Annotated in this window: 21 protein-coding genes; 3 read left to right on the top strand and 18 right to left on the bottom strand. The window is 65.3% G+C overall.

The features are described 5' to 3' along the window. Nucleotides 1–89: 89 nt before the first annotated feature. From AC3B5L_RS09085 to AC3B5L_RS09015, 15 genes are all read right to left on the bottom strand, one after another. On the bottom strand, nt 90–323 hold the full coding sequence (locus AC3B5L_RS09085; RefSeq protein WP_490095658.1) for a hypothetical protein: 234 nt from the start codon (nt 321–323) through the stop codon (nt 90–92). Continuing rightward, nucleotides 316–477 (bottom strand): hypothetical protein, encoded by a 162-nt coding sequence (locus AC3B5L_RS09080; protein ID WP_187662274.1) that lies wholly within the window; start codon nt 475–477, stop codon nt 316–318. Before AC3B5L_RS09080 ends, AC3B5L_RS09085 begins: the two co-directional genes overlap by 8 nt. A 101-nt stretch (nt 478–578) precedes the next feature. Beyond that, on the bottom strand, nt 579–740 hold the full coding sequence (locus AC3B5L_RS09075) for a hypothetical protein (protein ID WP_490095657.1): 162 nt from the start codon (nt 738–740) through the stop codon (nt 579–581). 174 nt (nt 741–914) lie between these two features. Beyond that, nucleotides 915–1253, bottom strand: coding sequence for a terminase (locus AC3B5L_RS09070; RefSeq protein ID WP_490095656.1), 339 nt, complete (start codon nt 1251–1253; stop codon nt 915–917). 152 nt (nt 1254–1405) lie between these two features. Then, the gene (locus AC3B5L_RS09065) at nt 1406–1669 is read right to left on the bottom strand and encodes a hypothetical protein (RefSeq protein ID WP_490095655.1); all 264 of its coding nucleotides are present in this window, start codon (nt 1667–1669) and stop codon (nt 1406–1408) included. Continuing rightward, a complete protein-coding gene (locus AC3B5L_RS09060) occupies nt 1666–2217 on the bottom strand; it encodes a hypothetical protein (RefSeq protein WP_490095654.1) in 552 nt (183 codons plus the stop codon). The genes AC3B5L_RS09065 and AC3B5L_RS09060 overlap by 4 nt, the downstream gene beginning before the upstream one ends. A 9-nt stretch (nt 2218–2226) precedes the next feature. Further along, nucleotides 2227–2445: a hypothetical protein gene (locus AC3B5L_RS09055; RefSeq protein WP_371512425.1), complete on the bottom strand. Its 219-nt coding sequence runs from the start codon at nt 2443–2445 to the stop codon at nt 2227–2229. Next, nucleotides 2442–2798, bottom strand: a complete 357-nt coding sequence (locus AC3B5L_RS09050; RefSeq protein ID WP_490095653.1) for a hypothetical protein — start codon at nt 2796–2798, stop codon at nt 2442–2444. Before AC3B5L_RS09050 ends, AC3B5L_RS09055 begins: the two co-directional genes overlap by 4 nt. After that, a complete protein-coding gene (locus AC3B5L_RS09045; RefSeq protein ID WP_313362622.1) occupies nt 2795–3652 on the bottom strand; it encodes a helix-turn-helix domain-containing protein in 858 nt (285 codons plus the stop codon). Before AC3B5L_RS09045 ends, AC3B5L_RS09050 begins: the two co-directional genes overlap by 4 nt. 241 nt (nt 3653–3893) lie before the next feature. Continuing rightward, nucleotides 3894–4079, bottom strand: a complete 186-nt coding sequence (locus AC3B5L_RS09040; protein ID WP_144881126.1) for a hypothetical protein — start codon at nt 4077–4079, stop codon at nt 3894–3896. Nucleotides 4080–4150: 71 nt separating this feature from the next. Continuing rightward, the gene (locus AC3B5L_RS09035) at nt 4151–4336 is read right to left on the bottom strand and encodes a helix-turn-helix transcriptional regulator (RefSeq protein ID WP_144881125.1); all 186 of its coding nucleotides are present in this window, start codon (nt 4334–4336) and stop codon (nt 4151–4153) included. Nucleotides 4337–4712: 376 nt separating this feature from the next. After that, a complete protein-coding gene (locus AC3B5L_RS09030) occupies nt 4713–4985 on the bottom strand; it encodes a hypothetical protein (protein ID WP_144881124.1) in 273 nt (90 codons plus the stop codon). Nucleotides 4986–5241: 256 nt separating this feature from the next. Continuing rightward, complete coding sequence (locus AC3B5L_RS09025) at nt 5242–5595, bottom strand: helix-turn-helix domain-containing protein (RefSeq protein ID WP_222124356.1); 354 nt, start codon at nt 5593–5595, stop codon at nt 5242–5244. Continuing rightward, nucleotides 5595–5969, bottom strand: a complete 375-nt coding sequence (locus AC3B5L_RS09020; protein ID WP_490095652.1) for a hypothetical protein — start codon at nt 5967–5969, stop codon at nt 5595–5597. The genes AC3B5L_RS09025 and AC3B5L_RS09020 overlap by 1 nt, the downstream gene beginning before the upstream one ends. 83 nt (nt 5970–6052) lie before the next feature. Then, on the bottom strand, nt 6053–7216 hold the full coding sequence (locus tag AC3B5L_RS09015; RefSeq protein ID WP_490095651.1) for a tyrosine-type recombinase/integrase: 1164 nt from the start codon (nt 7214–7216) through the stop codon (nt 6053–6055). 380 nt (nt 7217–7596) lie between these two features. On the opposite strand from AC3B5L_RS09015, the gene AC3B5L_RS09010 reads away from it, so the two are divergent. Next, a complete protein-coding gene (locus tag AC3B5L_RS09010) occupies nt 7597–7917 on the top strand; it encodes a hypothetical protein (protein ID WP_232089025.1) in 321 nt (106 codons plus the stop codon). 105 nt (nt 7918–8022) lie between these two features. Here AC3B5L_RS09010 and AC3B5L_RS09005 read toward each other — a convergent pair whose 3' ends face one another. Beyond that, the gene (locus AC3B5L_RS09005) at nt 8023–8496 is read right to left on the bottom strand and encodes a DUF4383 domain-containing protein (protein WP_259963067.1); all 474 of its coding nucleotides are present in this window, start codon (nt 8494–8496) and stop codon (nt 8023–8025) included. Between the two features lie 190 nt (nt 8497–8686). On the opposite strand from AC3B5L_RS09005, the gene AC3B5L_RS09000 reads away from it, so the two are divergent. Then, nucleotides 8687–9187 carry a DUF6098 family protein gene (locus tag AC3B5L_RS09000; RefSeq protein ID WP_259963066.1) on the top strand — a complete coding sequence of 167 codons (501 nt, stop codon included), beginning with the start codon at nt 8687–8689 and terminating at the stop codon, nt 9185–9187. After that, nucleotides 9184–9936: an MBL fold metallo-hydrolase gene (locus AC3B5L_RS08995; RefSeq protein ID WP_268776276.1), complete on the top strand. Its 753-nt coding sequence runs from the start codon at nt 9184–9186 to the stop codon at nt 9934–9936. Before AC3B5L_RS09000 ends, AC3B5L_RS08995 begins: the two co-directional genes overlap by 4 nt. A gap of 10 nt (nt 9937–9946) precedes the next feature. Here AC3B5L_RS08995 and AC3B5L_RS08990 read toward each other — a convergent pair whose 3' ends face one another. Together AC3B5L_RS08990 and AC3B5L_RS08985 are read right to left on the bottom strand one after the other, a co-directional pair. After that, entirely contained in the window at nt 9947–11173 is a 1227-nt protein-coding gene (locus AC3B5L_RS08990; protein WP_259954530.1) for a Dyp-type peroxidase, read from the bottom strand. Continuing rightward, complete coding sequence (locus AC3B5L_RS08985; RefSeq protein WP_259954529.1) at nt 11173–11703, bottom strand: copper chaperone PCu(A)C; 531 nt, start codon at nt 11701–11703, stop codon at nt 11173–11175. The genes AC3B5L_RS08990 and AC3B5L_RS08985 overlap by 1 nt, the downstream gene beginning before the upstream one ends. Between the last annotated feature and the right edge of the window lies 1 nt (nt 11704).

Below are 11704 nucleotides of genomic sequence, written 5' to 3'. Positions count from 1 at the left end.
CACGCAGAGAGGTAGGCGACATCCCCTGTTGAATTACGAAGGGCGCCCCGACCAATGAGGTCGAGACGCCCTGTCCGGCTCAAGCGCCGCTACTGCTTCGTTTCCTGCAAAAACGTACGCAGGACACCTTGGACAGCCAGCCGGTGCCGCTTATCCCGCGCAACGACCGAATCGACCGTCGCTGCCATCACCCCCGGCAGCAGGGCAAGCACACGAGCAAACCGGTCCAAGGGTATCTCCCTCTGCAGAACCGACTCCCGCTCAGACGGCTCCGCCAGGATCACCATCGCCGACACCCGCCGCGCCAGATCCAGATCATCCACGCGAGTCACCCCCAAGCCGCCGCGCCATCCGATCAACCGGATGCTCCGGCGACGACGGCTTCACCACGCCCTTCACGAACACGACCAACAGCCCGATGATCACAATCGACACCGCAATCGCGCCGATCCAACTAACGATCTCCCAAGGATTCATCGCTCCAACTCCTTCTCATCAAAACTCGCGGGGCGGGGAGTCCCTCCCGCCCCCTTCACGGCCCCCCCAGAGGTATAGGGCCTTTTCACACACGGAAAATCTCAGAGGCCGCCGTGCAGCATCTCCCAGTCAGGGTCGAACGGCGCATCCGGCACGGGGTGAGCCTCGTTCTCCTCCAGGTGACGTGCGTAGTCGCCACCCGGCCAGCCATGCTCGAGCGCATACCGTTCCCGCCGCGCAACCCACTCGGCACGCTTATCCATCCACCTTCGGTATGCCGCCGCACGAAGCGGGTAAGGCATTGAGGGGTCATCCGGTCGTGATGCCATCAGGCCCTCCGGACCGAGCAACTCCGCAATTGACGGATCTCGATCAGCGAGTCTCTTCCTCCTCATCCGCGGTCACCCCCATTCTGGAATGCGGCGCGCTCTTACGCCTCACGATGCGTTCCGAAGCGGATACACGCCTCTCACCGGCCGCGACGCCGGCAGGTCGTCCTCCTCAAGACCCGGAACCTTGAGCGTCGCCAACAGTCGCGCAAGAGCAAGTTGCTGCTGACGCACCTCGACGATCGCCGGATGAAGCCGATCACCCTGAGAGGACTTGATCATCACCCCATCCGTCGCAACCCGAGCGCGAAGAACCTCGATCGTGTCTCGCACGCGACATGCTTGCTCAAGCTGCGTCCGCTCATGCTCAGCGAGATCGAATTGCTCATCGATCGACTTCCACAACTTCCGGCCCGGGCCATCCAGGCCTCTCGGCATACCAGCCATAAACAACACCTTCTTTCACTACAACTTGACCCCCGAAAGAGGCCCATTGTTTGGGCGTTCGGGGAGAGAACGGCCCTATACCTTCGGGAGGGCCGCTGACGGAGGGGGAGGGGGAGGTGGCCAGGGTCCCATCTCCTGGCCACCTCTTTCGCTCACCAGACGCGTGCTTGGCGCGGCTGGTGACCTCGATTGAGGATGTGCTTCGGTTTCGCGTTGGGCACGTTGTCGGCAGTGAACTCACCTGTGATGGTGATGCTGATCGGTGTGCCCGGTGTGATTGCGATGAGGGTGTTGTCGTCGGGTGACAGCCACCCGCCTCGACCCGTCGCGGTCCGTATCGCCGCCTCGCCCAGTTCCCGGGCTTCGTCGTCGGGGAGTGTGTAGCTGTGTTCCCCGATGTGTACGGTGCCGGTCACAGGTCGCTGATGTAGTAGGACATCTGCCGGGAGAGGACCTGGCTGATGTCGTCCCGGAATCGGGTGAGGTCCCGGATATCGCGGAGGGCTTCCCCTGCCGCGGGGTATGCCTCTGCGGCTGTGTCGATCGCTTCCGTCCAGCCCATCTCGTTGGCTCGTCGGATGACGGCGTAGGCCAGCGGGCGGTCGTTGGAGCGGATGGCGCGCTTGATCGCACGTACGGCATCGCGCTGCTCGTCGAGGTTGTCGGCCCGTTCCTCGGCGTCGCGGATTGCGATGAGGTCTGCACCGCTGTCTCCGAGGCGGGTGTGAAGGGACTGCTCTAGAGAGTCGAGCTTCTTCGCGATGGCGGCCTCTTCCTGCTGGCTGAGCTTTGCGAGCTCGGCCTTGACGTTTGCCCGGGACTCGTCGAGTACCTGCTGCTTGCCGGTTGCGCTGAGGTTGGGGTTCGTCTTGACGGCTTCGCGGTCGTTCTGGAAGGTGCGGATCTGTGTGCTGGCGGCTTCGCGGAGGGTGTTGATTTCGGTGCTGAACTGGTCGAGTGCCATGGTGTCTCCTTAGTTGTTCTGATTGGTTGCAGCATCCGCGATGTCTGTTGCGATGCGGATTGCGTCCGATGTAGGGATCACGAGTTTCGGTAACCGGCCGACGATGATCGCGATCCCTGGTTCGGTTGCGCCGGTCGGGTTTTGGAGGACGGCCGGGGTGACCGCTGCTTCGTGGCCGTCGTTGATGTTCTGTTGGTATCTGTGTGGTGCCGAGTAGAAGCGGGTCATGTCTCGTCCTGGGGGACGTAAAGTCCTTCGGCGGCTCGCTTCATGCCCTCGGGCTCGTAGAGCCCTGGATCGGTCGTGGTGAGGCCGGCTGCGTCTCTGAGCCCGATTGTGGGGGTGTCCTCGTCCGTGTTCATTGGTTTCTCCTTTCGAAGCGCGGTGGTCCAGTCGCGCGTCGGTTGCCTGTGGCCCGAGGCTTCGAGTTGTGAGTAATACCGGCTCAGTTCGCGGGCGAATGCGAGTGGGTCGTCCCAGGCGTTGCTTAGTGCTCGGAAGTTGAGTGGCTTCGGGGCTGCTGCGCCCATCGGTGTTCTCCCTTCTTTGAGTTGCGGTCCGGACGCCTCTGGTCGGTTCATGCGGAGTTCTCCTTCATGCCGAATCCGTACTCGAAGACTGCGTCGGGTTGACCTGCTGACTCTGCGAAGGCTTTGCCGGCGTCGGTGAGTGCGAAGAACTCTGGGTCTCCGGCTTGTGGGTAGTAGATGTCGTCCGGACGGCCGAGCTCTTTGAGGTATCCGCGGATTCGCTGGTCTGCTTCGTCCCTGGTGAGCTTGCGCCACCGTTGTAGTTGCAGTTCGTTCGGGATGCCTCCGCCTGTTGCGTAGTTGAGGTGGATGGCGAGGTCTTTCAGGTACGCCACCTGCTTCTCGGTTGCTCCGTTGTCCTGTTCTTCGTCGAATGTGAATCGGTCGGACCCGCTTTCAGCGAATGCGGGTGTTACAGCTTGTTCTTGGATCTGGTTCTTGTAGGTCTTGTTTGGGTGACTCGGAGTCACTGGTCTAAGACCTGTTTTGTCACTGGCCGGTGACTCGGAGTCACTGGTCTGATCGATAACGGCTTCAACTAGTGACTCGGAGTCACTAGTGACACGCTTAGGGATTCTTCGTCCCCTTGCGCTCGTCTCCCAGATCCGGTCAGGCGCTTCGTTCGCAAGCGCGACTGTGTAGATGTTCGGCTTGTTGTCCTTGATCGTGCTCCTACGCTCGACTTTGATCATCTGGCGCTGCTCGAGGCCATCGATCGCCCGCATGACCGATCGGCGAGAGATGCGGGCACAGTCTGCGATCGTTGACATGCCTGGGTAGCACTTTCCGGTCTTCTGGTTCCGGAACCTGAGCAGAACTATGTACACGATCAACTCGTGCGCGGAGAGGTCAGCGTCATCGATCAACCAGTTGGGGAGTCGGACGAACCCGTCTGTCTTTGCCACGCGCCATCCCCTTTCGCCCGCTGCCGGCTCGCCGCGATCCGCTGGCGTGCTTCGTGGAACTCCTTCATGCGTCTCTGGAACGCGGTCTCCTTTGTGTTGCGTCTCATGTGGCCCCTTTCGCGGGGTGATGTTCAGTTGAAGCAGAAGGCGCCCCTCTTCGGCCGGGATGAGGGGCGCCGTCTGTTGCGTCGTGTTGGTGGAGTAGTGCCAGATTGTGTGCTCGTTCTTGCGATGGGAGCGCTCAATGCAATGCGCGCATGAAGTCGACCCGTTGGGCCGCTAGCTCGCCCGTGGGATCCGGGATGCCCGTGTGCGTTAGGACGCGCAATTGCTGTTGGCTGATCGCTCCCCGCCGCAGTGCATCGATCAGCTGGACCGTGCGGGCGAAGCCGATCGATCGGAGCGCCTTGCGGATGATCTTTGTCATCTTTGCGGGCGGTACGACGACGGGTTGTCCGGCGTAGGAGTATCGGAGGAGCCTTTCAACGGGACCGATGGTCACGCCACGTCCCTGGTCAGCGGTCGGGTCCACCCTTCGACGCTGGCCATATCAATCCGGATGAGCCTAGGGCCGAACTTCACGGCCCGAATTGTTCCGTCAGTGATGCGGCGCCTTACGGTGTCAGTGCTTACGCCCATATCGCCCGCTACCTCGGCGATGCTTCTCCACTCGGTGTGCGACATTTCCAACCTCGATTCCCTGGTCTGAAGTCGGGGCGGGTAGCCTGTTGGCACCCACCTCGACACTTCCGCGCGTCTTCGTGGTAGCGCCCGCTCAACGCTCTGACCTGTTGAGCGGGCGCGCTTGTGTCACGAAGCTCTTCTCTGTACTGCACGGCACGAGGCCGCATATCTATTTGAGCAAGCGCCCCCGACGTTCGCGTGCAAAAACGTGAAATTGGCTGCGTTGGCGACGACGCCTGCCCTGCCGTAATCCCGGAGAACCGCGTATTTCCGGGGATCACGAGGACTTTCGCGCGTCGAAATTCGTTGAAAAGCGGATTGTGGACAACTTTGTGGACAAAGTGTGGATAGCAGGACTGCGGTCGAGCAATGCGTCCTAGGGGACGATCTCGGAAGGCTCGATCACCGGCTTGAGAATGAATGGGTCGCGGATTGGGTAGCGGCGGCCGATCGTGTAGGCGAGGTCGTGGAGTGCCCACATGAGCGCGAGCTGTTTGCGGTTGGGAGTCCAGAAGCGGTTGTCATCTCGGAACATGTTCTGGTCGATGGCGAGCACGATGAAGTCAGGATCGTCGCAGCCCACCCAGAGAGACGCGGCGATCCGCCGTCCCACCGCTCGCGTCTGCTCGTCCTCGTCGGGTTCGGTCACGCCTGTCGTTGGACAGGACGACCTGGCGCGTTGTTCCGCTTGATTGAAAACCGAGGAGACGTCTAGGCCGAGTGCGCCACACATGCGGACCACTTGGTCGATCGGGATGGACGGCCCCGTTGGTCTCAATCGAACGCTCACTTGCGCTTGAGACATCCCGGCTGCGCAGGCGAGGTCTTTCTGAAGCATGTGCTTCTCTCGCATCGCCTCTCGGATGATGGCGACGATGTGGTCGTCAACTCGGGAACGTGGTCTCTTAGCAGGCATTAGCTATGTCCTCTCGCCACCCGCGCTCGACGCGTCGGACCATAGCCGCGAACTTTCCAGCCTGCGTCTGGCTCCACGCGTACTGCGGCCAGCGCCTCGAGAGCGTCTTGTTGGAGCAGCCTATGGATCGCGCAGCCTCGCTGATAGAGGCCCCGTCCTCGAGGAGCCGTAGCGCCGCCGCCAGCTTGTCCTGCGGTAGGGGAGAGGCCGGTGGGCAGTGGGTCAACCCTGTTGAGTGCCGCCACCGTACGACCGTTCGGCTGGAAACGCCGCAGATGCCTGCAATTGCCCTAGCCGATAGACCTGCTCTTTCGAGAGCGTGGAACTGCTCGTGCACCGCCATCAGACGTCCCGATCGGCGAGCTCGGCAGTGACGCTGTGGGGTCGCGTGAGGCGCGTCGAGAGGGCCTTGGCGAACTGCTCATACTCGGCGGCTGCCCTGGCGAACACCACTGCGATGTTCTGGAACGTGTTGGTGGCCTCACCGGGTTCGATCCAGATCTCCGCGCCGTCGAACACGCACTCAATCCGTGGCCGCCCGTTCACAGCTTCCAGTAGGAAGGTCTCGCTCACATCCCCGGCCGTGATGGTCAGGTGCCTCTCGTGGGCGTTGGCTGCGTGCTCGATAATGTCCGGGTCGGTGTGATCGAGTTCGCACCAGCGGAAGACGGGGCACTGTGAGGTGTCCGTAATTGCGGATACAGTTGCATTGGTCATTGCGACTCCAGTTGTTTGACCTTGCCCTCGTCGAGCTGCAACTCGACGAGGGCTCTTCGTATGGCGACGGGTGCCGCCACGACTTACGCGAGTTCGCTCATGCGCCGCGCGAGTTCTTCGTCCCTGCCTGCAGTGTGCTGGTAGCGCATCGCGGCCGCCACGGTGGAGTGCCCGAGACGCGCCTGCAGTTCCTTGAGGGTGGCGCCTGCGAGGGCCGCTCTGGTTGCTCCGTAGTGCCGCAGTGCGTGCCAGGGCATGTCACCTCTGCCGGCTGCTTTGCGAGCAGGGTCCCAGTGCTTGTAGAAGGCTGACTGGGCGAGGTGTCCGCTGCCGTCCGCGGATGGGAACAGGAGGCTGTCGGCAGACCGTCCAACGTGTTCATCCAAGTGGGACTCGACGATCTCGTTGACGTGTGGTGGAAGGACGATGGTCCGCACGCCGGCTTCCGATTTAGTGCGCCCAACCACGAACCCTTGGCCGGGGACGTGGGCAACTGCACGCGACACATTGACGACGATCGAGCGGGCTCCCTCGCCTGTGTCGATTAACTCGATGTCACGCCGCCTGAGCTCCGTGAGTTCGCCGTAGCGCAGCCCAGCCCACGCGGCGAGGACGACAGCGGCACAGAACTTTGGTGTGATCGCGTCCACGATGGTTTGCAGTTCGGAGGCCGTAGGCGGCTCGACTTTCTTCCCCGTCGACGCAGACGCAGCACCGCGTATCTGACACGGGTTCGTCTTGATCCGGCCATCGGCAACGGCCGTGGTGAGGACCGCTTTGAGGAGCTCGTACGCTCGCGCGGCCTGAGTCTTCGTTCCGGACGCTATGAGCGAGGAGTACCAGGCGCGCACCTGGTCGGGAGTGATTGCGGAAAGGCGTGAGCCTGCGAAGGGGGAGAGGGCGCCTGCAAGGAGCCGGCGGTACTCAGCGGCAGTCCGCGGGCGCAGGTGTTCACCGTTCCGATTGGTGCGGGTAGCAACCCAATCCTCGGCATACTCAGCAAATGAAGTGCCGCGGCCCTTGCCTGCCTGTTCTGCGCGCACCGTTTCAAACTCGGACCATGTTCCATCGAGTATCCGCGCCTGCTGAACGGCTAGCCACCCGCGCGCGTCGGTGATCCCGTCAAATGTCTGCGGTGCGTTGTGACGCCGACCGTCCGGGCCGACATAAGAGGCCTGATAGCGGCCAGAGGAGCGCAGCCTGATGGCGCCGAAGGATTCGCGCCTCTTTCGTCTTCTGCTGGCCATACGGTCCTCCCTGGGCAACAACGGGCAATATCTAGTGCGTGGCTGTGCGTCTTCGTGCGTCCCAGTGACCTTAACACGGCTCAGCCGCATCCGCACCATATTGCGGATAAACCGCGAGATGGCAGGGGTTGGCCCAGTGTCGCGCATACTGTTTCGATCCCAGTATCGCGCACCACCTGAAACCCCCGGTTCGCCGGGGGTTTTTTGTTGCCCCCAGCTCTCCTCCCTGCGCGCGGGGTCGCAGATTCCGCGCGAGGTCGCAGTCCGATCGCGGAGCTCCGCGACCTCGGTGCGAATCTGCGTGTCGATGCCGTCGACATCGAGTTCGAAGATGTGTTCGAATATCGATATCCTGGACGGGGCCGGAGGAAGGAGCCGGTGTGGGGAACTCGGGTCGTGCGCTCTCTGCGTACAACGACATGCGGTCGCAGCATCAGGCCATCGAGGCCGCCGCGCGCCGGGGCCCCCTGCAGTCCCTGTCCGATCGCGAGCTCGCCTTGCGGGAGTCCGCCGTCACCGTCTATCCGCACGCGCTCCAGCGGCGGGTGCGGGCGTGGGTGCGGTTCGGTCCGGAGGCGATCCGCGTGGAGGCGAAGGTCGTCCGCTCCACCCCGCTCGCAGCGGGCATCGAGTTCCGTGCCGGTGACCGCACGTACCGCTGCTGGGTCTGGGGGAACGCCGTGCAACCCGTGGACGGGTGACCGGGCCGCGGACACCGCTCGCACTCCGGCTCCACGCCGGACGCGACAGACGGGACGCCCCCTCCGTCATGCGAGGAGGGGACGTCCCGACCGGGTGGGGTGAGGTCAGACGCGCGCCGTGCCCGCGCCGTTCTGCGGGACGCGCGGCTCTCGACTGACGAAGATGCCCAGCAGCACCATGCCGATCGCGAGACCGAGGTGGAGCCAGTTGTCGGCGTTGTTCACCGGCAGGAAGTTCAGCTGCTCGTTGCCGACCGCGATGAGGCCGTACAGCCAGACGACGAGGTACGCGAGCCCGCCGATGATGAGGTAGAGACGGGACGCGCGCGGCGACGCGGCGAGCGCGATGCCCGCGACCGCGAACAGCAGGTGCACGACGTTGTGCAGCACGGACACCTGGAACACGCCGAGGAGCAGGGCCTCGGACGCTGCTCCGGCGCCGTGCAGGTGCTCGGCCGAGTGGGTGACGCCCGGGATGAAACCGGCGATGCCCACGATGAGGAAGACGATGCCGATGATCAGCGCCGTCTTCTGGATCGGTGTGCCGGCGTAGCGGGTGGTGCGGGTGGTGTCGCTCATGATCCCCTCCAGGGTGTGGTGCGGTTGCCCGACCGTAGGACTTCCTGTGCGCGCGCTGAGAGGGCATTGACGCATCAGGAGTCACGCGGTAACTTCATGCGCCCGTTCCCGGACGCCGCTGCGACGTGGGCGAGAACCGCGGATTGTCAATCCCCCTCGGCAGGAGGGGACCGCTTCGTACGCTCAGGCCATGACCGATGCCGCTCTGGACCGCACCTGCGGCCTCGCCTCGACATCCGATCGCGACGCCGCGACCGGATTGCGACGCATCGACCATCTGGCGCAACTGGCCGCCGTCGTCCGTGCATGCCGCGGTCTGCACGTACGTTACTCCGAGGGCCCGGATGCGGATGCTCGACGTTCCAGCGTCGACACGGAGAGCGGCCTCGAGCTGCCCGGTCTCTCCGTGAACCCGCTGGACGCCGAACGCTGGTGGACGCGTCCGCTGGAGGACTGGCTCGCGCGCCAGCTCTGTCAGTACCGGCACCTCGCCGAGAAGGATCCGCAGCGCATCGCCTGGATCCTCCGTGGCGAGCACTGCGGTCGGGGGCCCGACTGCGAGCCGCTGCTGCGAGAGGTGGAGCCCATCGCCGTCATCGGCGAACACGTCCTGCTCGAGGCCAGGGAACGATACGAGCGCAATTTCGATGCGGGGCGCGGACCCGCCGACGACGAGGAGGACCGGGAATGAGCAGAGGGCGGCAGTGGACGGAGGTGGTTCCCGGCTTCTTCGGCATCAGTGTGGCGGACGTGAACTGCTACCTCGTGCAGACCGCGGACGGGCTCACGCTGTTTGACGCGGGACTGCCGCGCAGCAGGGGCGTGCTGCGCGACCTGCTCGGCCACCTCGGGGCGAAGGAGACCGACATCGATGCGGTCGTCCTGACGCACGGGCACTTCGACCACGTCGGTGTCGCGCGCGGGCTCCACGAGGAGGGGGTCTCGGTGTTCGTCCACCCTCGCGACGCACAACTGGCCCGTCACCCCTACAGCTACCGTCCGGCCTCACCTCGCGTCCCCTACGTGCTCACCCATCCGCGGGGGATCCCCACCATCACCCGGATGGCTCTTGCCGGAGCGCTCAACGTCCGCGGCGTCGACGCGCAGCCTCGCGTGACGCACGAGCATCCGATCGACGCCCCCGGGACCCCGATCGCCCTGTGGACTCCGGGGCACACGGAAGGGCACTGCGCGTACCTGTTCGAGGAGTCCGGGGTGCTCATCGCCGGCGACGCCCTCGTGACGCTCGACCCGTACACCGGCGAGACCGGTCCGCAGATCGTCGCCAGGGCGGCCACCGCCGATACCGCGGAGGCGATGGAGTCGCTGGATACCCTGGCACGGACGAGCGCGCGGGTCGTCCTGACGGGCCACGGAGAACCCGTCCTGGATGGCGTGGGGCCCGCCGTCGCCGCCGCGCGGCGACGCGGACCCCACTGACTCCTCGGCCTCAGTCGAGGAGCGTCTCCCCGATGTAGCCGCCCTCCGCACATCCCGGAGGGACGGCGAACACGGCGGATCCGATCGGGACCGTCCACTCGTTGAGCAGGTCGAGCTCGTCGAGCCGCTGCTGCATCGGGACGAACTGCCGCGCGACGTCGGCCTGGAACGCGGCGAAGAGCAGCCCGGATTCGGACACGCCGTCTCCGGCCGGGCGCTCGTCGTAGTTATACGCCCGTCGGAAGATGCGCTCCGTCCCGTCTCCGCGAGCGCGCCGGATGTGCGCGAACGCCGGGATGACGGGGAACCCGATGGCCGTCGTCGCGTCGAAGTCCGGCTCGTCGAACTCCGACGTCCCCGTGAGCGGCGCGCCCTCGCGCAGGGTCCTCCCGACGGAGGCCTCGCGGCCCCCGCGATCCAGGCGGTCCCAGGCGTCGAGGTCCATGCGGATGCGGCGCAGGACCATGCCCGTGCCGCCGGCCAGCCAGCCGTCATCACTCCAGACCACGCGCTCGAAGTCGTCGGTCCCCGGCTGCGGGTTGCTCGTGCCGTCGACCTGTCCGAAGAGATTGCGCATGGTCGTCCCCGGTCGCTCGGTGCCGTGTGCGCGGCGGAAGCCCTGCTGGATCCACCGGACGGTCGCGAAGCCGCGCGCGTCCTTCAGGAGCATGCGCTGCGCGTGTGCGACGGTCAGGGGGTCGTCAGCTGCGATCTGGAGGAGCAGGTCTCCGTCCGAGAACTCCGGCTGCAGGCGGTCCACCCGGAAGGCGGGAAGCGGCGCGAGCCACGAGGGGGTGCTGCCGCCAGCCCGTGCCACGAGTGCCGGACCGAAGCCGAATGTGATCGTCAACCGGGCCGGGGCGACGGCGAGCTCCGGCTCCGAGTCCGCGAGCGCCGACCGTCCCTGGGTGAGCCTCGCCGCATCGTCCGTGAGGATCCGCAGGAGCCGGCGGAGCGCGTCGCGGTCGACCTCCGGGCGCAGATCGAGCGCCACGAACGAGCCGTGCGCCTGCGCCGCGGTGTCGATCCCGGCTTGATGGACGCCGTGGAACGGGACGGTGAGGGAGCCGTTGAGCGGTGCGGGGGCCGCGGGAGCCTCCGTGTCCGCTCGCGTGAGGGCGACATCCGCCCCGACCGCGACGGCGGCCCCGACACCGGCGACAGCCCCTCCGAGGAGGAACTGCCGCCGAGTCGAGCCGGTGCGGCCGGCGCGGGCGCCCGAGACGCGCGCGGACATCAGTGGTCCATGCCCTCGTGGTCGTCGGCGCCGTCGTAGTTCTCGTTCGCGCCGGAGTAGTCCTTCACCGGCGCGGCGAACTCGAACGTGGAGTCGTCCGACAGGGTGACGGTGAACGCGACCTCGTCACCGGCTTTCAGAGGCTCGGAGAGGTCCATCATCATGATGTGATTCCCCCCGGGCTCGAGGGCGAGGGTGCCGCCGGCGGGGACGACGAAGCCCCCGGCGATCTCCCGCATGACCATCTCCCCGGCCTCGTTCTCCACGGTCTCGTGCAGTTCGATCATCGGCGAGGCGGCGGAGGTGACCGACGTCACCGTCACGTCCGCCGCGCCCTCGTTGACGAGTACGCCGAAGCCCGCGGACATGCCGTCATCGGCCGACTTGACCCAGGCGTCGTCGATCCGGAGGACCTCACCGGCGGGGGCGCTGGTCGGCGTCTCGGCTGTGGGCGCGGTGCACCCGGTGAGCGCGACGAGCGAGAGGACGATCGCCGCGCCGAGGCGGGGAAGAGAAGTGCGAGTGTTCATG

This window comes from Microbacterium sp. C-MGS6 (genome assembly GCF_058140415.1).
The sequence above is the reverse complement of the archived record's forward strand: the minus strand, read 5'-3'. Positions and strand labels throughout refer to the sequence as shown.